Annotated in this window: 19 protein-coding genes and 2 pseudogenes; 13 read left to right on the top strand and 8 right to left on the bottom strand. The window is 67.9% G+C overall.

Annotated features, from left to right (window positions below):
* Window positions 1-60 precede the first annotated feature (60 nt).
* Window positions 61-1401 carry a lipase family protein gene (locus tag NX1_RS09010; RefSeq protein ID WP_084501258.1) on the bottom strand — a complete coding sequence of 447 codons (1341 nt, stop codon included), beginning with the start codon at window positions 1399-1401 and terminating at the stop codon, window positions 61-63.
* 334 nt (window positions 1402-1735) lie between these two features.
* Between NX1_RS09010 and NX1_RS09005 the strand changes: the two genes are divergently transcribed.
* Complete coding sequence (locus tag NX1_RS09005) at window positions 1736-2404, top strand: cyclase family protein (protein WP_218024086.1); 669 nt, start codon at window positions 1736-1738, stop codon at window positions 2402-2404.
* Between the two features lie 120 nt (window positions 2405-2524).
* Here the strand turns inward: NX1_RS09005 and NX1_RS09000 are convergent, their stop codons facing one another.
* The 3 genes from NX1_RS09000 to NX1_RS08990 all read right to left on the bottom strand — a co-directional run bounded on the left by NX1_RS09000 (window position 2525) and on the right by NX1_RS08990 (window position 5204).
* Window positions 2525-3466, bottom strand: coding sequence for a sigma-70 family RNA polymerase sigma factor (locus NX1_RS09000; RefSeq protein WP_068056527.1), 942 nt, complete (start codon window positions 3464-3466; stop codon window positions 2525-2527).
* Between the two features lie 10 nt (window positions 3467-3476).
* Window positions 3477-4667, bottom strand: coding sequence for an NAD(P)/FAD-dependent oxidoreductase (locus tag NX1_RS08995; RefSeq protein WP_068056525.1), 1191 nt, complete (start codon window positions 4665-4667; stop codon window positions 3477-3479).
* A 105-nt stretch (window positions 4668-4772) separates the two neighbouring features.
* Window positions 4773-5204 (bottom strand): hypothetical protein, encoded by a 432-nt coding sequence (locus tag NX1_RS08990; RefSeq protein WP_245668402.1) that lies wholly within the window; start codon window positions 5202-5204, stop codon window positions 4773-4775.
* A 905-nt stretch (window positions 5205-6109) separates the two neighbouring features.
* On the opposite strand from NX1_RS08990, the gene NX1_RS08985 reads away from it, so the two are divergent.
* Complete coding sequence (locus NX1_RS08985) at window positions 6110-7777, top strand: sigma-54-dependent Fis family transcriptional regulator (protein ID WP_245668401.1); 1668 nt, start codon at window positions 6110-6112, stop codon at window positions 7775-7777.
* A 503-nt stretch (window positions 7778-8280) separates the two neighbouring features.
* Here the strand turns inward: NX1_RS08985 and NX1_RS08975 are convergent.
* Entirely contained in the window at window positions 8281-8634 is a 354-nt protein-coding gene (locus tag NX1_RS08975; RefSeq protein ID WP_068056517.1) for an ArsR/SmtB family transcription factor, read from the bottom strand.
* A gap of 118 nt (window positions 8635-8752) precedes the next feature.
* Here NX1_RS08975 and NX1_RS37340 point away from each other — a divergent pair.
* The 5 genes and pseudogenes from NX1_RS37340 to NX1_RS08955 form a co-directional block, all read left to right on the top strand.
* A pseudogene (locus tag NX1_RS37340) lies at window positions 8753-9418 on the top strand (energy-coupling factor ABC transporter permease); the annotation flags it as partial.
* Window positions 9419-9421: 3 nt separating this feature from the next.
* Window positions 9422-9814 carry a PDGLE domain-containing protein gene (locus tag NX1_RS37335; protein ID WP_218024097.1) on the top strand — a complete coding sequence of 131 codons (393 nt, stop codon included), beginning with the start codon at window positions 9422-9424 and terminating at the stop codon, window positions 9812-9814.
* Window positions 9815-10576: a cobalt ECF transporter T component CbiQ gene (gene cbiQ / locus NX1_RS08965; RefSeq protein WP_068056515.1), complete on the top strand. Its 762-nt coding sequence runs from the start codon at window positions 9815-9817 to the stop codon at window positions 10574-10576.
* Complete coding sequence (locus NX1_RS08960; RefSeq protein WP_068056755.1) at window positions 10573-11283, top strand: energy-coupling factor ABC transporter ATP-binding protein; 711 nt, start codon at window positions 10573-10575, stop codon at window positions 11281-11283. The genes cbiQ and NX1_RS08960 overlap by 4 nt, the downstream gene beginning before the upstream one ends.
* Window positions 11284-11314: 31 nt before the next feature.
* Window positions 11315-11908, top strand: a complete 594-nt coding sequence (locus NX1_RS08955; RefSeq protein WP_157119632.1) for a hypothetical protein — start codon at window positions 11315-11317, stop codon at window positions 11906-11908.
* A gap of 49 nt (window positions 11909-11957) precedes the next feature.
* On the opposite strand, the gene NX1_RS37845 is transcribed toward NX1_RS08955, so the two are convergent.
* The 3 genes and pseudogenes from NX1_RS37845 to NX1_RS38660 all read right to left on the bottom strand — a co-directional run.
* On the bottom strand, window positions 11958-12224 hold the full coding sequence (locus NX1_RS37845; RefSeq protein WP_068056511.1) for a response regulator transcription factor: 267 nt from the start codon (window positions 12222-12224) through the stop codon (window positions 11958-11960).
* Window positions 12131-12466, bottom strand: a complete 336-nt coding sequence (locus tag NX1_RS38665; protein WP_169812205.1) for an HD-GYP domain-containing protein — start codon at window positions 12464-12466, stop codon at window positions 12131-12133. The genes NX1_RS37845 and NX1_RS38665 overlap by 94 nt, the downstream gene beginning before the upstream one ends.
* A 113-nt stretch (window positions 12467-12579) precedes the next feature.
* Window positions 12580-13041: pseudogene (locus NX1_RS38660) on the bottom strand (DUF4331 family protein); the annotation flags it as partial.
* A 1039-nt stretch (window positions 13042-14080) separates the two neighbouring features.
* On the opposite strand from NX1_RS38660, the gene NX1_RS08940 reads away from it, so the two are divergent.
* The 6 genes from NX1_RS08940 to mvk all read left to right on the top strand — a co-directional run bounded on the left by NX1_RS08940 (window position 14081) and on the right by mvk (window position 20238).
* Complete coding sequence (locus NX1_RS08940) at window positions 14081-14647, top strand: hypothetical protein (protein ID WP_157119631.1); 567 nt, start codon at window positions 14081-14083, stop codon at window positions 14645-14647.
* Window positions 14648-14747: 100 nt separating this feature from the next.
* A complete protein-coding gene (locus NX1_RS08935; protein WP_084501255.1) occupies window positions 14748-15908 on the top strand; it encodes a polyprenyl synthetase family protein in 1161 nt (386 codons plus the stop codon).
* A complete protein-coding gene (locus NX1_RS08930) occupies window positions 15905-17170 on the top strand; it encodes a hypothetical protein (RefSeq protein ID WP_068056505.1) in 1266 nt (421 codons plus the stop codon). The genes NX1_RS08935 and NX1_RS08930 overlap by 4 nt, the downstream gene beginning before the upstream one ends.
* Before the next feature lie 58 nt (window positions 17171-17228).
* Window positions 17229-18245 carry a fatty acid desaturase gene (locus tag NX1_RS08925; RefSeq protein ID WP_068056503.1) on the top strand — a complete coding sequence of 339 codons (1017 nt, stop codon included), beginning with the start codon at window positions 17229-17231 and terminating at the stop codon, window positions 18243-18245.
* Window positions 18236-19072, top strand: a complete 837-nt coding sequence (locus NX1_RS08920) for a methyltransferase family protein (protein WP_068056501.1) — start codon at window positions 18236-18238, stop codon at window positions 19070-19072. Before NX1_RS08925 ends, NX1_RS08920 begins: the two co-directional genes overlap by 10 nt.
* Window positions 19073-19224: 152 nt before the next feature.
* Window positions 19225-20238, top strand: a complete 1014-nt coding sequence (gene mvk / locus NX1_RS08915; RefSeq protein WP_084501254.1) for a mevalonate kinase — start codon at window positions 19225-19227, stop codon at window positions 20236-20238.
* Window positions 20239-20280 lie beyond the last annotated feature (42 nt).

The following is a 20280-nucleotide window of genomic DNA, read 5'->3' as shown; positions in this document are numbered from 1 at the left end:
GCCGCCGCGGTTCGGCGGCGGCCCCTCGGCGTGCGCCGCATCGTTGCGACGCAAGGGAATTCAGTCGATGGCGCAGCCGGAAACCGGTTTGTCCGCGAGGCGATCCAGCAGGTAGGTGACCGCGTTGTCCGGCCCGAAGCCGTCGATGATCTCCGGTCCGAAGTGGTTGGGCAGCGTCGCGCCGGGCAGGATCGGCGGGAGGTCGTTGGTGCGGAAGGTGACGGTGGCGCCCTTGGCGCACCAGTCGTCGGCGAGTTGCCTGGCCTGGTTGTAGGGGACGGTGTCGTCGTTGAGGCCGCTGGTGATCAGGACCGGCGTGGCGGGGGTGAGCGTCCCGACGCGCAGGTCGGCCAGCGCGGGGGCCGCCTCGGGGATCGCGTGCAGATGTTCGGTGAGCGAACGGCCGTCGATGGTCATCGAGCTGGTCTTCAGGAACGGATGTTCGGTGATGACATCGCCGATGCACGCGTCGCTCAGCGTGTCGAGCATGGCGCGGCCCGCCGGACTGGTCACCCGGTCGACGGCCTTCTGCAGTTCCGGGTAGCGGGCGAGCATGCCGTTGATGGCGAATCCGATGGCGCCGCCGATCAGCGCGCCGTCGATGCGTTCGAGGATCTTGGCCAGATCCGCGACCGGGCCGCCGGCCCAGGTGCCTTTGAGGTTCAGCTCCGGTGCGTAGTCCGGCTGCATCTCCGCCGCGGCGGCGGCCGCACCTCCGCCCTGCGAGTAACCCCAGAACACCAACGGGGTTTCGGGTCCGACGCCCGCGAGACTGTTGGCCGCGCGAGCGCCGTCGAGCATGGCGTGCGCTTCCTCGATGCGGTTGGCGAAGGTGTGGATCCCAGGTGTGCCCAGGCCGATGTAGTCGGTGACCAGCACGCGGGCGCCCAAGCCGCTCCATACCGCCGAGGAAGGCAGTTCCTGATTCGCCGAAAGGCCCGGCGACGGTTCGGCGAACAACGCCATCCCGGTCGAGAACGCCACCGACATCGCGCAGCGGTCGGCCTGACCCGAGGTGCCGGGACCGATGACCACCGTTGGCCGCGGGCCCGCCCCGAGCCAGGGACCCGCCGCGTCGATGAACGTTCCGGTCACCGCCACCGGGGACCCGTCCTGCAACCGCGTCGTGTACATGACGTGCTGCGCTCGGCCCGGCCAGCCCTTGTCCGAGGGCGCCGTGGCGTACAGGGGCATCGGCTGGGTCCGCACGACCGCGCCCGGCTCGAACGGAATCCGGTCGGGCGGAGTGTAGAAGGCGCTCACCGGATCCGCCTCGGCCTCAGGCGTAGTCACCCCCACCGCGGCTACCGCGGTGGCACAGGCCAAGGCCACCACCGCCGCCATCCGACCGGCCCGCGGTAGCGAACCGGACCGCGAACGTCCTTCATGCTGTCGAAGCATCGATAACTCTCCGTGAACTCCGCCCCCGGCGCCGTCGCCGGAGTGCCCATGCATCGCGTCGCGCCCTGTGGCATGACTCCCGTCACAGCCGCGACGCGGTGTACAGTAACATGGTTACTGTGGATATGAATCCAATCGGTGTCAGCGTTTGGAGAATCCACAAAGGCCGGGCCACAACGCTTTTCGGCCGGTATGGGCGACTTGCCATCGGGCTGACAGCGGTGGAAGCGAAACGAACGCCTGGCCGCCGGTTGTCCGGATGATCCGCCGGACGGAGTCGCAGCTGTGATTTGGGGATCGATCGAGCGACTGGCCCATGGGTACGGTTCCAGGTATGAGCAAGGCGATCGTCGAGCTTTCCCACCCGATCTCCGACGGCATGCTCACCTATCCCGGCCTGCCTGGGCCGCGAGTCACCACGGATGTCTCGCGGGAGCAGTCACCGCTGGTCGACATGGCATACGACATCGCGCGCGTGGATATGGTCGGCAACACCGGGACCCATATCGACGCGCCGTTCCATTTCCATGCGCGCGGAGCCGATATCGCCGAGCTGCCGCTGGAGCGGCTGCTCAACGTGCGGATCGTGGTGGTCCGCGCCGCGGGGATCCGCGCGGTGGGGCCCGACCTGCTGGGCGACCCCGCGAGACTGTGGGGCAAGGCGGTGCTCGTGCACACCGGATGGTCGGCGCGGTGGGGTTCGCCCGCCTACCAGGAGCCGGGCCATCCGTTCCTGGTGGGCGAGGTCGCTGCGGCGCTGGTGGCCGCGAACGTGGCGCTGGTCGGCATCGACTCGCTCGATATCGACGACACCTCCCTGCCGACGCGACCGTGCCACCACACGCTCCTCGCCGCGGGAGTCCCGATCATCGAACACATGACGAACCTGGAGGCGGTCCCAGACACCGGCGCCCGGCTCGTCGCACTACCGGCGCCGATACACGGCATGGGCACCTTCCCGCTGCGGGCCGTCGCCTGGACCGACCACGGCGTCGGTAGCTAGATCACGCCTCGACAAGCGGCGGTAGACGGGCCGGACGGGTTCGATACGTAGGGCGACATGGCCTTTCGCTGATGGTCTCGGCTGGAGTAGGAGGAGCTGATGGTGGCGAGGGACAGCCTGCTACCACGATTCGATCAGCGGGGCATCATGCTCTCGCCGCTGCCATTCCTCGGTTAGGCGACCGAGTCGGCTCCGGGCGGCGATGCCGCGCACACCCGCGATCTTGTCGTCGCGGATCTCCAGGATCAGGACGCCGACGACCCGATCGCCGAGCGTGGCGAGCATGGCAGGGCAGCCGTTGACCACGGCGGCGTGCATCGAGGGCGAACCACCGGCGAGTCTCCGCTTGGCCGGAGACGGTTTGAAGCCGGCCCGCACCGCGCCGGCGATCCGCTCCGGGGTCGCGTACCGGACCAGCTTCTCGGCCAGCCCCAGCCCGGCGCCATCGGAGATGCCGGTCGCGTCGTCGGTCAGCAGCGCGACCAGCCGTTCGGTCCGGCCCGAGGAGGCGGCATCGACGAACGCCTCGACGATTCGACGCGCGGAGGCATGGTCGATCTCGGTGCCGTTGCCCGCGGCGGCGATTCGACGCCGGGCTCGGTGGTTGTGTTGCTGACTCGCGGACTCGGTGATGCCGAGAATGTCGGCTACCTCGGCGTGGCTGTAGGCGAAGGCCTCGCGCAGCACGTAAACGGCCCGTTCGACCGGCGACAGACGCTCCATGAGGGTCAGCACCGCCAGAGTCACCGATTCGCGCTGCTCGACGGTGTCGGCCGGACCGAGCATCGGGTCGCCGTCGAGGAGCGGCTCGGGCATCCAGGCGCCGACCGCGCGTTCGCGTCGCACCTTCGCCGAACGGAGCCGGTCGAGCGCCAGATTGGTGACGATCTTGGTCAGCCATGCCTCTGGCACCTCGACGTACTCGCGGTCGGCGGCCTGCCACCGCAGGAACGCGTCCTGCACCGTGTCCTCGGCGTCGGCCGCCGAGCCGAGCAGACGGTAGGCCAGCGAGGCCAGCCGATTCCGGCTGGCCTCGAAACGCGCCACGGTGGCAATGTCCATGAGCACGACTTTATGCGGCGACCACGTCGAGCGAGCGCTCTCGAGTGGTGGCCAAGCGGTAGTTGTGACTCGGCCTTCCGAAGGTCGGGTGGCTAAGGCTCCAGGCGGCAGTCTCGAGGATCGCCGACTTGACGCGTGCGGCCGTCCGGCCACGCAGGGCCCACGACTTCGATCGCGCGTCACCGTCGACCAGCTGGAAGATCCCGTCCTTCCGGCCGAGGCTGATGTGGTTGCCGACATACGACAGCGCGGTCGTCGAGATCTTGCGCCCGGTCCGGTCGCCGATGATCGCGGCCGTCGCCTGCATGCTGGTGCTTCCCGCGGAAGCGCAGGACATCGGCAGCGGCCGACCGTTCTCGCCGATGACGAAGGCGCTGTCACCGGCAACGTAGACATCAGGGTGCGAGACCGACCGCATCTGACGGTCGACCGTGATCTGGCCGTTGGGTTCCACCTCGAGGCCGCTGGCGGCGGCAATCGGGTGGACGGCGAAGCCGGCGGCCCACACGGTCGCGTCGGAGGCGAAAGCGGTGCCGTCGGCGGCGACCGCCACCGCCTCCTCGACGCGCGCGATGGTGGTGTGCTCGTGAACCGTGATATCGAACCGGTCGAAGGCGCGCAGCAGGTGACGGCGTGCTTTCGGACCCAGCCAGCCGCCGAGTTCGCCGCTGGTGGCGAGGCCGACCCGAAGTCCCACGCGGGATTCGGCGATCTCGGTGGCGGCCTCGATCGCGGTCAGGTTGCCGCCGACCACGAGCACCCTCCCGTTCTCGCCCAACTCGTCCAGGCGTGCGCGCAGGCGCAGCGCGGACGGCCGCGCGGCCACATGGAAGGCGTGCTCGCGGACGCCGGGAACGCCGTGATCGGCGGCGGTGCTGCCGAGCGCGTAGAGGAGGGTGTCGTATTCGAGCCGGTCGATGCCATCGCCGTCGGCGACCGTGACCGTCCGGTGCCCGGCGTCGACGTTGGTCACCCGCGCCAGTCGTAGCCGGATGCCGGTGCCCGCGAACACCTGCTCCAGCGGCCGGTGGCGGAGGTCCTGCCCGGCGGCGAGCTGATGCAGGCGCAGCCGCTCGACGAAATCGGTTTCGGCGTTGACGACGGTGATCTCGAAGTCGTCGGAGTGGAGCTGACGGGCCAGGTACCCGGCGGAGAAGGCTCCGGCGTATCCGGCTCCGAGGACGACGATGCGGTGCTTCATGGTTCGCTCCTGTCTGGTTCGCGTGCTTCCTGAACGAGACAGCCCCCGAATTCCTGACAGATCGGCCAGTGATGTGGGTCACCCCCCGGAGACTCGTTTCTCGCGTCAACCGCAGCAGAAGGGGTTGTCGCAGGGATCGCCGATTTCGCTGGCGTAGGCGACTGAGTTCCGGACGGGCCTCAGAATCTTCTCCACGGTCGCGACCTCCAGAGCCGGAGCGGAACGGTCGGACGGCTTGCCCCACTCGGGTGGCGTGTCATCGATGTCGAAACGGCGAAGGCCGTCGACGAAGAGAGTCCAGAGCGGGTGATCGGGAAAGCAGTTGAGCCGCAACACCCACCACGATCCGCCGACCGAAGCCGCGACGGGGAAATGCGCATTCCCGGTCCTGCTCCACCGAGGTCGCGCGTTCAACTCCGGGTACGCCATGCCCCCAGTCTGGTCGATCGAGCCGTCGCCCGTCACGCGCGATCCTCCGGAAGAACCTCCGCCGCAGCCGGATTCGTGCGCCTCAGTGGCCGCAGCGCCGTCGGACAACCTCTCTTTCGGTATCAGGACGGTCGATCGTTGTCGCCGTGCACGATCCGAGCGCTCCAGGTGTGTCAGCGACGAGGGTGGTCGACATTCGGTGCTGCTCGTTCGGGGAGATTTTCAGGTGTTCGGGTTGTCAGGAGGTTGCCTGCTGTGTATCCGAATGCGGCTCGCTTCGGTTGGCTGTCGCCCTCCTGACACTCCCGGCGCCGTTGCCGGGAAACTCGGCGCCGTTGCCGGTTCCGATCACCTTGGTAAGAAGGTTATGGCCTCGCCGAGATCGTCGACTGTCCAGATTTTGGACAACGTTCCGGCGATGTCGCGGGGCGAAAACCGGCGCCGGTCCTGGCGGGACCGGCGCCGATGGCGATCTCCGTTCGAGGTCGACAGACGCCCTCGGTGTTGGTGGACGACGACGCTAATGGCCTCAGGGCTTCGCCCGCGTCGGCGAATGCATGCGTCGCGCCGAGCTCCATCGCCTTTGCCCGTTTGTTCTCCAGCGGGTCGATGGCGACGATGTGGCGTGCACGCCGGGGCCGCCGACGCCATAGATCGCGACGGTCTGTCCGACCTGGACATTCGCGGCATAGATGGCCGAACCCCAGCCTGTGGGTACGCCACAGCCCATCAGGACCGCTTGTCGAGCGGGATGTCGTCATCAGCCCTTTGTCGGTTCTCGGCAAGGCGGCGGACTGTCCAACTTTTGAACACTCGACTGTGGCCGGCGTCACCGATCATGGGTGGGCAGGCAACGTATCGAGCGGCCCGCAGCGGTCGTCGATGTGACACAGAGCACAAGTTGGTGAGTATTCTTGAATACGCAGATGAAGGACGCCGCGTCGACCGCCGATGAATCCGGTCCCAGGCCGGAGCGTTTGACATCGGTGGGGCGACAAAATGTGAGGAGCAGGGTGTCGACAATTCCCGGCCCCGATACCGGAGCGCCGATGACGCGGCCGGAAATCGAGCTGTCGTGGAAACGTTCGAAACTCAGCGGGGTAGAGCCCGAATTCGACGGATTCGCCGATCTCCCCGTGGTCGAATTCGATCCCGCTAGCCGGCTGGTCGAAGCTGCGGCGCCGGTGCTGGACCGGATAGCCGGCGCCCTCGCAGGCACCGGGTTCAGTCTCTTGCTCGCTGATCGTGACTGCCGTTTGGTGTATCGCTGGTTCGACGATCCACGATTCGAATCCGCACTGGATACGCTGGGCATCAGGGACGGCGCCATTCTGGCCGAGGAGAAGATCGGAACCAATGCGTTGGGCACGGCGATCGAAACCCGTCAGGGGATCATCGTCCACGGCGCCGAGCACTACATCGAACCGCTCAAGGCGTTCACCTGTTACGGGCATCCCATCCGGCACCCGGTGACGCGGCGGCTCGAGGGGGTCCTCGACATCACCGGCTCGTCTCCGGCGATGAACCCGCTGCTGGCGCCGTTCCTCGTGCGGGCCGCGGAGGACATCGAACAGCGACTGCTCGACCAGGCGAAGGCCTCGGAACGTGCGCTGCTCGCCGCCTTCCAATCGGTCTCACGACAGCGCCGCGCGGTCGCCGCCGTCGGCGACGACATCATATTGAGCAACAAGTCGGCGCTCGATCTGCTGAGCCCGGCCGACTATGCCGTGCTGCGCATGCTGACCGACGATCTGGACAGCGGTGCCCGCAGCACCGACCTCACGCTCGACTCCGGCGTCGTGGTGCGCGCTCATCTGGCACGCATCGCCGGGGCCGGCGGCGGCACCCTGTTCCACTTCGCACCGATCGAGTCGCCCGGCGCCCGACCCGTGCGGCTCACGCCGCGGCGAGACATCGAGACCACGACGCGCACCGGGCCCGTCTTGATCGCGGGTGCGCGCGGCACCGGGCGCAGCACCGAGGCGCGCAGGCTCGCTCGCGAGGACATGGTGGAGTTCCGTGATTGCGCCGACATCGCTGTCGAGGGCGAGCAGCCGTGGGTGAAGCGGCTGCGCGAGCGGCTCGGCCAACCCATAGGCACGTTGTGCGTGGAGAACATCGACCTGCTGCCCGAACCGCCGGTTGGCATCCTCACCGACGCGATCTCCGCTGGGCACGGCCCACGGCTGATCCTCACGTCTTCGCCACTGTCGGAGCTGGCCGGCGCGCACGCCGCACTCGCCGCGGTCTGCCTGCGCCGGGTGGAGATGCCGCTGCTGCGCAACCGGGGCCCCGAACTCGCGGCGATCGCGGAACGCATTGTGCGCGAACTGGATCCCACCGCGCGAATCCGACTGCTGCCGAGTGTGATCGAGGTCCTTTCCGCTCAGCCCTGGCCAGGCAATCTGCACGAACTCAAGGCCGTCCTGGCGCATGTGGTGCAGCGCAGGCACGAGGGTGACGTGACGGTCGGCGATCTTCCGGCGCCCTACCGCGTGGCTTCGCGTGTGCGGCGCCTGTCCGGCCGGGAACGTGCTGAACTCGACGCCATTATCGAGGCCATGCGCCGGCACAAGGGAAATAAACTGAAGGCTGCGCGAGATCTCGGAATAAGCCGCACCACTTTGTATGCCCGCCTCAAGGCATTGCGCATCACCGACGGCGGATTGTCCACTTCCTGAACACTTCACAGCGGCCCGCAGTCCTTAGCGTTGGTGTTGTTCAGATCACGGCGAACAGGGCAACCTTCAGGAGGCATCAGGATGACCGCGGTAGCAAGGTCCAACCGCATCCCCGAGTGCGAGAGTTTCTCTCCGGCAGCAAGAAGTTGCTTATCGACGGCGAGTGGACGAAGGCCGTGAACATCGCCCTATGAGTGACAGCATGGACGGGCGGAATTCCGCTCCGCCCGTCCTACCAGAACACCCAGGTCCTCGACTGTCGAGGGGAATCCGGCGCATCCGCATCGTGTCCGGCGCCTTGACGTTGAACTACCGGGCATCGGCGGAACAAGCACGGAATGTCGCCGACCTGCTCGCCTGCAACTACACGAGCCAGGACATGGTGATCACTGTCGACGACCGGGTTGACCCGAATCTGCCACCGCTGCCGTGCGCCGGGTTGTGGGACCAGGGTCATGAGCCTCACCGATTCGGGGATGGCCGCCGCCGGTAATCCGTTGCGCTCAAAGCGGACTCGGTTCGGGGGCGTGGGGTGCGCCGATCCAGTGCAGGAGTCGATGGATCGTTTCGTCGGCGAGGCGATACCGGACGATTCGGCCGCTCTTGGACGCGGTGACCCAACCTTGGTAGCGCAGCAGGCGCAGCGCGTGCGACGCGGCGGTGGCCGTCATGCCGACGGCGGCGGCGAGCTCGGTCACGCTCTGATCCGGCGTGTGATGCAGGCATACGAGCAGACGGAGCCGATTGGCGTCGGAGAGCAGATCGAAACGGTGGGCCCAGTGTTCGATGCCGGCGACATCCAGGCCGGGCGCGGCTGGCCTGGCGTGTTCGGGGTCGAGCGGGGGAGTGAGGGCCACTGTTCTACTCTGCCGTTCTCTCCTCGACGGGGCCGGTCGTCACCAATGCTTACATATCGGTCCAGTTGTTCATATGTTGCGCGTATCGTATCGGGAGGTGAGCGACACCACCTCGGCCATGCATATGAGCGATGGCATCGTCGACGCACCCACCTCCGTGTTGTTCGCGGTAATCGCCCTCGCGGCACTGGGTTTCGCGGCGCGGCGCGCGCGTGCCGAACTCGACGAGCGGGCCGCGCCGATGGCAGGTCTGGTGGCCGCGTTCATCTTCGCGGTGCAAATGGTGAACTTCCCGATCCTGCCCGGCGTGAGCGGGCATCTGCTGGGCGGAGCGGTCGCCGCGATCCTCGTCGGACCCTACGTGGGTGCGCTGTGCGTGGCCATCGTGCTGATCGTGCAGGCACTGCTCTTCGCCGACGGCGGGCTGACGGCACTGGGCACGAACATCACGAACATGGCGTTGATCGGCGTAGCGGCCGGTTATCTCGTCGCGCGCCGATCGCTACCCCGCGCGCCGAGGCGCGGCGTAGTGGGCGCTGTCGCATTCGCCGCCGCACTGCTCGGAACGGTCAGCGCCGCAATGGGTTTCGTCGTCCAATACGCGATCGGCGGGGCCGCGGGCTCCACCGTCGGCGCGGTCACCTGGTACATGCTGGTCACGCACACATTGATCGGCATCGGCGAAGGCATCGTCACCGCGATCACCGTCATCGCCGTCGTCAACGCCCGCCCCGACCTCGTGTATCTGCTCCGCGCCACCGATCGCCCTGCGACGCCGCGCGCCGCACTGCCGGCGAACGGATTCCTCTTCGGTTTCGCCGCCGTCGCCGTCCTCGTCGCGGGCTTGCTCTCCTATGCCGCGAGTTCGCAACCCGACGGGCTCGACGCCACGACGCAACGCGGCTGCACCGTGGTCGAGGTCGACGGAACCGAGGAACTGCACGGCGAATGCATCGCGCAGAACGCGGAGAGTCACACGCTGGCCGACTCGCCGCTGGCCGACTACACGATCGGCGGCAACGACCGGCTGACCGGCATCGCGGGCGTCCTCGGCGTAGCCGCCGCCTTCGCCACGCTGTTCGCTGTCGTGCGCCTCGTCAGAGCCGGACGGTCGGAGCGGCGACGGGCCGAACATGTTTCGGAGACCGGAAGCGCGTCGCCCGAATCGGAGTCGACCTAGGTGTCCGCCGTCAGCCACCGGCTGCACTTGCCCGGCAGCTCGCCGGTGCATCGGACTCCGGCCGAGGTGAAGATCGTCTGCGCGGTGGTCACGGTCTTCGCCGTGGTCGCGACGCCACGAGAGATGTTGTGGCCGTTCGCCCTGTACGCGGCCGGCTTGGTCGCGGTCTGGCGCGTGGCGCGCATCCCGCCGCGGTGGATCGCGCCGCGACTGCTCATCGAGCTGCCCTTCGTCGTGCTGGCGATCCTGCTGCCCTTCGCGGCAGGCGAACCGCGGACGACCGTGCTCGGACTCTCGCTGTCGACGACGGGCCTGCACGCCGCATGGGGCATCATCGCGAAAGGGTCGCTCGGAGTGGGTATCTCGCTGACCGTGGCGGCAACGACGAGCGTTCGGGAACTGCCTGGCGGCCTGAGCAGGCTGCACGTGCCGGGCATGATCGTCATGATCGTGGTGCTGATGCTGCGCTACGTGGACGTGATCGCCGACGAAGCGGCGCGCATGCGCCTGGCACGGATCTCGCGCGGCGACGATCCACGCACGATTCGCCAGATCGGCGCCACCGCGCGCGGCGTCGGTAGCCTGTTCCTGCGATCCTACGAACGAGGGGAACGGGTCCACTCGGCCATGCTTTCGCGCGGATTCACCGGCACCATAGCCGATTTCGGCACACCTGCGGCCACGCGCGGGCAATGGTTCCTCTCCTGCCTTCCCACCACGGTCGCGGTCGGAGTCTGTGTCGGCGCGTGGGTCGCCCGGTGAACGCGTCCGCCGTGCGCCTTGTCGACCTGGCGTTCGCGTATCCGGACGGGACCGGTGCGCTGCACGGGGTGAATCTCGAGATCGCCGACGGTGAGCGGGTCGCGGTCCTCGGGCCCAACGGCGCGGGCAAGTCCACGCTCATGCTGCATCTCAACGGCGTGCTCACCGCGAGCTCCGGCGATGTGTACATCGGCACGACCCGCCTGGACCGCACCACCGTGCGCGCCATACGCCAGCGCGTCGGCGTGGTGTTCCAGGACCCCGACGACCAACTGTTCATGCCGACGGTCGAACAAGACGTCGCGTTCGGGCCGGGCAATTTCGGTGTGCGCGGCGAACACCTCACCGAGAGCGTGCGTTTCGCGCTCGACGCGGTCGGCATGTCGGATCGGGCCGATCGTTCTCCGACCCGCCTGTCGCTGGGCGAACGCCGCCGGGCCGCCCTCGCCACCGTCCTGGCCTGCCGTCCCGAGGTACTCGTCCTCGACGAACCGGCCGCCAACCTGGACCCGGTGGCCCGCCGCGAACTCGCCGACATCCTGCTGTCCCTGCCGACCACCCTGGTCCTGGTGACCCACGACCTGCCCTACGCCCAGCGCATCTGCGACCGCGCGCTGATCCTCGACGCAGGACGCATCGTCGCGGACGGCCCCATCGGCGAAATCCTCGGCGACGCCGACCTGCTCGCCGCCCATCGCCTCAGCTGACACCGCGCGAGCCGCTCCGCCACCGGGACATGTGAAGGACCCCACCAACCTTGGGGCCTACACTGCGACAATGGCAGCCACTGACGTGTCGGAGTACTCGCGTGAGCAGCTCACCGAAGAGCACCTGCATCGGCTGGCGGCGATCGCCCGCGCCGAGGTCGCCACGTTCTTCCAGCGCAATCCGCACCTCGACGAGTACCGGGACGCATACCTGATGACGGCTCTGACACAAGGCGCGGCCCTGCACTACGCCTCGGGCGGGAAGCATCGAGTCAAAGACCTTGATATCCATTCGTTCTTCGTTCGACTCGACCCCCACAGAACGCAGCTTCGACGGGCACGGCGAGTGATCGACTTCGGCGGCTCCGAACACGGCCTGCACCCCGACGACGTGAAACTCGGGTTCCAAGGCCGACACGTCGACGGAATCTTCCGCCTCGTCGACACCGCGCGGAAGGGTGACGAGCCGGTTCTCGCTGTGCAGCACTATCTTCGCAACAGTACGACGCCCACCGCCTTCCACCTCAGGCAAAAGGCGGTCGTCGCTCTCGACCCGCTCGAACTGTTCGGAAAACTCGTGTGGTTCAACCGGAATGCGCCACTCGACCCAGTCTGGGACGAATGATGCTTCCCTCGCCAGGCCACCACGAAGGGCGAAATACCGAGTAGCCGGTTCAGTCCGGTAGCAAGCCGTGCTCCATCGCGAAGACGGCCGCGCCCGCGCGGGTGCGGCGGCCGGTCTTGTCGTAGATGTGTGCGAGGTGGTGCCCCACCGTGCGCTCGGACAACACCAGTTCCGCCGCGATCAGTCGGTTCGACAGCCCACGTGCGGCGAGCCGTAGTACCTCTACCTCGCGTTCGATGAGGCCGCAGGGGAATTCGGTGCGCGACTTGCGTAGACCCGCCGCCTCCACCACCGCGGCGCAGGCGGATATGTCCACCCTGCCCGTTGTCGCTTCGGCGATGAGTAGCTTAGCTGTGCCGCGTCGTCGGCGGAGAAGGCTGGGCGGTGGGGTCGTGGCTCGGTCAGCGCCGCGAAGACATCGGCGGCGGCGAGGATCCGGGCCGACTTCGACTGGCCGTGGCCGCCGACGCCGCGGTGGTAGCCGCTGCCGTCGAGACGTTCGTGGTGGCCCGCCGCGATCTCGCGCAGATCCGCCAATCCGGGGCACCGTTGCAGCACCCGGTCGGTCCAATACGTATGCAGCCGAACGCGTTCCTAGTCACCGGGCCCGAGCGGTCCCGGGCGATCCCAGATCGCCGAGGACACCGCCGCCCGGCCGATATCGTGCTGAACGCGTCCTTCAGCCCGACCGGGACGACGACCTCGTTCACCAGGGGGTTGCCCAACCGCGACACCTGCACGAAGTCACCGCCCGACGTCGCGGCGCCAGGGCTCAGTTGCAGCGAACGGCGCTCGGTGTCGCTCCACACCCCGATCACCGGATTGCGGGCCGGGTCGTTGCGCAACGCGAGATCGTTTTTCGGCACCTGCAAAACAATGGTGTCGACGTTGTACCCGGTGAGTGTGTCGGTACCGACCTCGGACAGATCACCGCCGTAGAGCAGATCGAACACGCGCGGATCGAGGAAGAAGGGGTCCTCCGCGGCGCCGACGCAGACCGAGCCGCCGCCGGGCAGATTCGCGGTCGCCTCCTTACGCAGCCGGCCGTAATCGGGCGCCGGACCCGTGAACGACGGAGCCGCCTGCCCTTGCGCGATCGGCCGCCAGTCGTTCGCGCCGTGGCTGACCGACACCGCGACGATGAATCGGCTTACAAGACAACTTCGTTCACGTTCGCGTTGCGAAGCCGATGTTCATCGAGACCGTGCCGCCAATGATGCTCGCCGACCCGCAGGAGCCACATCGGTCGATCGACCTATCTCGGCGAGGACGGCCTCGCCCGGCACGGGCCGGCCCTGCGCGTGATCGCCACGTCGGAGACCTCGTCGGCGCCTCGCAGTCGACCCATTCCATGTATCCACCGCCTATGGCGGCCTGCCGGTCCTGTCATGTGCCCTGGTAGCTGTGGCCGCCGATGTGGCCCTGTGGCCGCCGATGTGGCCGCGGCGGCGCCCAGGGCAAGGACGGCTCGCGTCGCGCGGACCGCGTCCGGGTGTCGGGCGCGATAGGCAGTTCGTCGCGGACCTGTGGCACCAGCGGCAGGTCGTAGTCGGCGCCACGGCGGTCGACGCGGCGGACGCCATCGCGGGTTCGACGCCCAGTGCGACGGTTCGTCCGGTAGGCGCTATCACGCCCAAGGATCTGCTAGCTCGAGAGTTGCTATTTACCAATAATTTTGGAACCAACTCATAGCCGAATCGGCGGCAACGTATCCAGAATATATTGGACCGCAATGCAATTGCCAAACAGTAGCGGTCAACCTCCGTTTGCTATCCGAGAAGTGGGCATCGATGAGACCACTCGTCCCGCACCGTGAGAAACCAATTCACAAGACTTGCTCGAGACGTTCGCGTCTTGTAACACCGTTGTGGTACTTGATGATTCGAGCACGACCACCGTCCCAGTCGGCAAGAGTCCCGCACTGCGGACTGCTCGACCGAGATCGGAGCGGTCCTTGCGCCGCTCGCCCGCGTATCGTCACTTCTCTGTCTGAGTTGCGTTGTTGTACAACGTGATACATACTCGCGCACCTGCGCGACTCGTTGTGAAATCTCCTGCTGTTTTCAACGAGCGATCAGTTGTGTTGTGGGGTAGCCTCTTTCGCTATGTCGATGGATGAAGATCGGTTTGCGGTGGTGGCTGGGCTGAATGATGGACGGTACGCATCGACTGTTGGGCAAGACTGTGCGCTACGACTACGGGTTGCGTGACGATCTGCGCGCGTACGTGAACGAGCACCCGGGCGATCCGGACGGCGTGCTGGTTGTGGACGAGACCGGATCGTGCGAGAACGACACGAAATCTCTTGGGGGACAACGGCGATCCTCAGGAATTGCGCTCATGCGCGTCGAGCCCGGTCGGCTCGGCGTTCTCCGTACCGAGGGTGCGGCCGCTGCCACGCGCAGCCCGTTCGCCTCGATGACCACAGGCGGCATCTTTCGTGATCACGTGGCCGCACAGAAGATTTCACAGACATCGACATGGCTCGGCCGCGGTTTCGGAAGCGAACGACCGCGGATGCTCGACTCGGCGGTGACCCCGCCGCCGACCGGCCCATGGAGCGCTCCCGGCGGCTGGGATCGCGAGCGACTCGCTCGGCGCCCGCTGACATTGAACATCGACGGCGAGTGCGAACTCGCCTCTGGCCTGCGCTGCACACCTATCCGGACAAGCGACGACCACCTGCACCGGCATCGCGGTGGCGATATCGCCGCGCGCCGCCGGCCGGCCACCTCGTAAGTACTTCGATCCCCGTGTAATCGACGCCCGCCAGGCTCGTCGTCGCCTGTCGCATGCCCGACTCCGCCGCCGTTACGACACGTAAGGAGCCCTCCCGCCAATGGACAATCCCACGTCACCGTCAGAACATCAGCAGGACGAGCACCTGGTGGCGGCCATGTCCGGACGGTCCAGCACCGCGCACGCGGTCGTGGACGACCGGGCGCGCGTCACCGCCCCCGCGTCGAACGGACGTGCCGACAGCGCCGACGCCGCGAGCGCGAATGCCGGCGCGGCGGACCAGGTCGACGCCCAGCCGATCGCGCCGATCTACCAGCCGGCGATGGTCACCGAGCGCATGCGCGAAATGCTCGTCACCGGTAGCGTTTTCGACGACATCTACCAGCACGTCCTGGCCGCCCCCGGCAAGCGGGTCCGGGCCCGCCTCGTGCTGGACTGCCACCGCCTGCTGCCCTCGGCCGTGTCCACCTCCGTGGCCGACGCCGTCGACCTGGCCTGCTCCATGGAGATGTTCCACGAATCGTCGCTGATCCACGACGACATCTGCGACAGTTCCCTGCTGCGGCGCGATTCACCCTCGGTACCCGCGTTGTTCGGTATCCGCACCGCCGCACGCGCCGGATTTCATATGGCGGGTACCGCATTGGAAGTGCTGGCGCGGGTACTGGAGAACAATCCCGTGGTCTGCGCGCACCTCGGTGAGGCTCCCGGCGTCACTTATCTGGACCGCATCTCGGATCTTTCGGCAGGCCAGCTCGTGGAGACCATGGCGCCCGACGTCGACGATGCCGCGCTGCGCAGGCACTACGAGGTCGTCGCGGGCGCGAAGACCGGCACGCTGTTCCGGCTGGCCTGCTCGTACGGCGGCACGGCGGGCGGCGTGGACCACGACCGGCTGCGAGCCCTGATGCAGTACGCCGAGCAGTTCTCGCTGGCCTTCCAGATCATGGACGACGTGCGCGACGTCGAGGGCGACCCCGCGCTCGGCAAGGAGGCCTGCGGCGACCTCGACCGCAGGGTACCGACCTGGCCGGTGATCGAATGGCTGGCGATCCGGCCCGATGCCCGCGAAATGTGGCTCTCCGAAGAGACTTCCAGCGCCGAACTGCAAGCCGACCTGGTGCGCAGCGGCGCCACCAAGGCCGCTCACGACGCCGCGATCCGCGCCGCCGAGACGGCGTGCGAGGCCCTCGAAGTGTTCCCGCCCACTCCCGCGCGGGACGACCTGCGCGACCTAGCACTACAGGTGGTGTCCCGATGACCGGAGGACGACTCGGCATCCTCGCCCACGGGCTGCGCAACCTGCGCCGCGCGCCCGACCTCGCCGCGCTGCGGGCGGCGGACTCGCCGGACGAACTGGCCCGGCTCGCGCTGATCCCGGCGGCCAGGAACATGGGCATCGCCATCGGTTTCCTCGGCCCGGCCCTGCGGGCCGAGGCCACCGCGGCCCTGCTGGCCTGCCGGGTGCTCGACGCCTACGAGGATCTCGTCGACCGTCCGCTCGCGGGTAGCGCCGTGCGGGCCGCCGCCGAGTATCTCAACGGCAGCACCGACACTCCGCCCCCACCGCCGGACCGGGTCGCGATGCGTGACAGCGAGGCCGTCGATATCGTTCTGGCTGAACGCATTCAGGACATCAGGTCGCTGGTGGCCGCGCTGCCTGCCGCGGGACGCGAGCGGGTGGGCGGGCTCGTGCTCGACATCGGCGATGTGATGGCCCGCAACCTCGATTCCTCGCTGTCGCGGGTCGTCTACGGCGAGGGCGTGCTCGGCCGGGTGACGCACTACGCGTGCTCCCTGGTCGCCCCCGATGCGTGCGCCGAGGACGATTTGCGCGAGCTGGCCGGATGCGTCGGCGTCATCGCCCAGTCCGCCAACGACCTGCGCGACGGCGAACTGGACCTCTACGGTGTCGCCGACCGCAAGGAACTGACCCAAGTGGTCATGCTGAGGCTGCTGGCGCCCGCACTGGGTGGATTCGCCCTGCTGGCCCGGCTCGGCCCGCACACTCCGAGCGCGGGCGCTCGTGCGGCGATGGCGTACATGACCATCACGACAACCGGCTTCCTGTGCACCGCGGTCGGCGCCCCGGCGCCTTACCGGCGGCCGGTCGGCGCGGCCGCGCTGGCCGCCTGGTCATCCGCCTACTGGACGAAGATGGTCGAGCGGGTACAGCGATCCGCCGACGAGGCGATCCACCGGGTGCTGGACACCTCGCCCGAACTCGGCGCCGGGTCCGAAGCCGCGGCCGAGTTGCTCGGTGCGGTGGACCCACGCACGCTGGCGCCTTCGATGGTGCCGCTGATCGTCGACACCACCTTCGCGCTAGTGCGGTCGCTGCCGGAAGAACCGTTGACGGGTCGGCTTTCCGCCGCCGACATCCGCACCATGATGATCGCCGACCACTTGGCCTTCGGCGCCCTGGAGCGGCTGCCACCCCACAGCGCCGACGCGATGCGTGCGCTCGCCACGAATTTCCAACTCGCCGCCCTCGAAACGACAACCACTGGAGATCGCCCATGACGAGTGCCCCAACTCATCCCGTAGGAACGCCCGACACCGATACCAGAGGAGATCGACTATGACCACCGTGCCAACACGTCCCGGCGACGGAACGCCACCGGCGGCGTCCGACCGACCGCCGTTCAGCCGCCGGGTGCTCAAGCTCGAGCATCCGGCGAACGTCGGCCCGCTGCTGCACATCGTGGCCTGGGTCGTATTACTGTCCTTCGGCCTGTTCGTACCTTTCGCCACGAACTGGTATTTCGCGGTCCCGCTGATCATCCTGCTGACGCTGCTGAACTTCTCGCTCACCATCGGCGTGATGCACATGCACACGCACCGGGCGCTGTTCGTGTCGCGCAGGCTGAACCGAGTCGTGGACATCATGTGCTGTCTGCCTGCCACGCTGACGTCGGCGGAGATGCGCGAGGTGCACGTGCTCAACCATCACCGCTTCAACGACGGACCGGGCGACGTCACCTCCACCGAGGGCATGGAGCGCGGGCTCGGTGCCGTCTGGTACTGGATCAGGTACGGCACCATCGTCAAGAACCACACCATGCGAATGATCTTCGCCGCCAACCCGTCCGAGGGCAGGCGCAAGCGGCGCCACCAGTTCGTCTTCGACCTCACGCTGGCCCTGCTGCTGCCGGTCGGCATCTGGTACGTCGCGGGCTTCGAACGGTTCGCGCTGTTCTGGGGTCTGCCGTTCCTGATCACCCAGGTGAACTCCGGATACTTCGCCTGGCTGACCCACGCGCCCGCGCGGGTGTTCGAGGACGACCCGAGCAAATCGCTGAACACGGCCGGTAACTGGCTGAACTTCTTCATCTTCAACCAGGGCTACCACAGCGTGCACCACCGGTACCCGGGCGTGCACTGGAGCCAGATCCCCGACAAGCTCGACTTCATGCGGCAGGTCGACGCGGCCGTCATCGTGCCCTACTGGATGACGATCCAGTCCTCGTGGCGCCTGGCCCGGCCCGGCGGCTTCCTCGACGCGCCCTACGGCGAGCGGTGGAAGACCAAGCTGGACAAGCGGATGGAGGAGGGCACGGTCCGCCTGCGGTTCCTGCCCTGGTTCGCATGGATCTGACCACCACGCGGCATTCGGTTCGGGGCGCGCTGACGGATCGCCGCCGGCTCGTCCCGTTCCTGCTGGCCTTCGGCGTCTACGGCGTCGCCGGGGTGACCGTGCCCCTGATGCTGTTGTTCGCCGGAGGCTGGTGGCTGCCGAAGACCGTCGACGAGGGACCACACCTGGCGACCGGTCCGGCTCTCGCGATCGACGTGCTGCTGATCGCGCTGTTCGGCCTGCAGCACTCGGGTATGTCGCGGCCCGCGTTCAAGGCGTTCATCACCCGGTGGGTGCCCGAAGCCCTGGAGCGGACCGTCTACATCGTGATGGTCTGCCTGGTGATGTGGGTGCTGTGCTTGGCTTGGCAGCCGCTGCCGCAGCGGATCTGGTCGGCCGACGGCGTCGTCGGGATCGCGCTCGACGCCGGATTCTGGCTCGGCTTCGTGCTGGTGTACGCGGCCACCTTGCTGCTCAACCACTTTCACCTGCTCGGCATCAGTCAGGCTTACCGCCACTACGTCATCCAGGTGCCCGACGCGACCATGGACCGGCTCCAGGTGCACGGGCCCTACCGACTGGTGCGTCATCCGCTGATGACCGGCCTGCTGCTCTCCTTCTGGTGTGCCAGCGACATGACGGCCGGGCACCTGCTGTGGGCGGTCGGGATGACCGGCTACATCCTGCTTGGCACCTTCCTGGAAGAGCGCGACCTCGTCGCTCGCTTCGGGGCGGCCTACCGCACCTACGCCGCGCAGGTACCCGCCTTCTTCCCGTCGCCGCTCGGCCCCTCGGCGCGGGCGAGTCTCCGCCAAGCGCTCTTCCGTCGTTCGGATCAGCGGCTGTGACGGTCGATTCACTCTCGGCCTGAACAGATTTCGCACCACAGCGCAGACCGTCTCACGGTCGCCGCACGCCGACGTGTCTGCGCATCGTCCGCCGCGCGCGTTCCCGTCCGGGAACGCGGGCGGGCCCCGCTCGAGTTTGGAGAGAAAACGACGTGAACAGCGATCGCGTTCGCGAGGGCAGCAAACTCACCGCCGCGGAGGCGGAGGGAGGGCGCGGCATCGGTCGCGCCCATGGCAAGGCGATCCTGCTCGGCGAGCACACGGTGGTGCACGGCACGCCCGCCATCGCGTTTCCCTTGCCAGCGCTGTCGGCGCACGCGGTCGCCCACCGGGATCGTCCCGATGTTTCGTGGGAGGGCGATTCTCCTGCGGGACAATACTTTCGGTTCGCAGCGGGCGGCATACGTACCGCGGAGCGCGCGTCGTCAGGGGCGCACGTAGCGGTCGAGGAGGCGTTGCGGCGGTGGGGCCTGGCCGGTGAGGTGGTCGAGGTCGCGCTCGACTGCGAGATCCCGCCCGCGCGCGGACTGGGGTCGAGTGCGGCGTGCGCGGCGGCCGCGGTGCGGGCGGCCGCCGATCTCTACGACCGGTCCATCGATTCCGGCATCCTCTACGAGTTGGTGCAGTGCGGTGAACAGTTCGCGCACGGCCGGGCCAGCGGCGTGGACGCCAGCACCGCGGTGGCGACCGGACCGATCTGGTTCCGGGCGGGCGCGGCGCGCGGGCTGGCCATCGGCTTGGACGCCACCCTGGTGATCGCCGACACCGGGGTACCGGGCGCCACGCAGCACGCGGTCGCGGCCGTCCGCCGCAAGCTGGAGTCGGATCGACGGGCGGCTCAGCGAGTGCTGGAACACGCGACGGACCTGGTCGAGTCGGCAGCGGCGGATCTGGCGGCCGGTCACGCCGAGTCGCTGGGCAAGACGCTGCTCGAATTCCAAGAACTGCTGGCCGAACTCGGCGTCAGCACACCCGAGATCGACGCACTGGTCACCGCAGCGCACGACGCGGGCGCGTACGGCGCGAAACTCACCGGCGGCGGCCTCGGCGGATGCGTCGTCGCCCTCACCGACACCGGCGACGACGCCGCGAGGGTGCGTGCGGCGCTGAGCCGGGCCGGCGCGGCGCGGACCTGGATCGTCCCGACCCGAGACGGACAGCCATGACCGATTCCCGATTCCCCTCGACACCGGAGCTCGAGACACGCC

This window comes from Nocardia xishanensis NBRC 101358 (assembly GCF_001613365.1).
In the GTDB taxonomy this organism is placed as follows: domain Bacteria; phylum Actinomycetota; class Actinomycetes; order Mycobacteriales; family Mycobacteriaceae; genus Nocardia; species Nocardia xishanensis.
Note: the sequence above shows the minus strand (reverse complement) of the source record. Positions and strands in the feature narration are given on the sequence as shown.

Coding starts and splice junctions, on each gene's coding strand:
- NX1_RS08995 (WP_068056525.1), bottom strand. CDS start 4,667: ATGAAGCACCGCATCGTCGTCCTCGGAGCCGGATACGCCGGAGCCTTC.
- NX1_RS08920 (WP_068056501.1), top strand. CDS start 18,236: ATGGATCTGACCACCACGCGGCATTCGGTTCGGGGCGCGCTGACGGAT.
- NX1_RS09000 (WP_068056527.1), bottom strand. CDS start 3,466: ATGGACATTGCCACCGTGGCGCGTTTCGAGGCCAGCCGGAATCGGCTG.
- NX1_RS09005 (WP_218024086.1), top strand. CDS start 1,736: ATGAGCAAGGCGATCGTCGAGCTTTCCCACCCGATCTCCGACGGCATG.
- NX1_RS08930 (WP_068056505.1), top strand. CDS start 15,905: ATGACCGGAGGACGACTCGGCATCCTCGCCCACGGGCTGCGCAACCTG.
- NX1_RS08935 (WP_084501255.1), top strand. CDS start 14,748: ATGGACAATCCCACGTCACCGTCAGAACATCAGCAGGACGAGCACCTG.
- NX1_RS08925 (WP_068056503.1), top strand. CDS start 17,229: ATGACCACCGTGCCAACACGTCCCGGCGACGGAACGCCACCGGCGGCG.
- NX1_RS09010 (WP_084501258.1), bottom strand. CDS start 1,401: ATGCTTCGACAGCATGAAGGACGTTCGCGGTCCGGTTCGCTACCGCGG.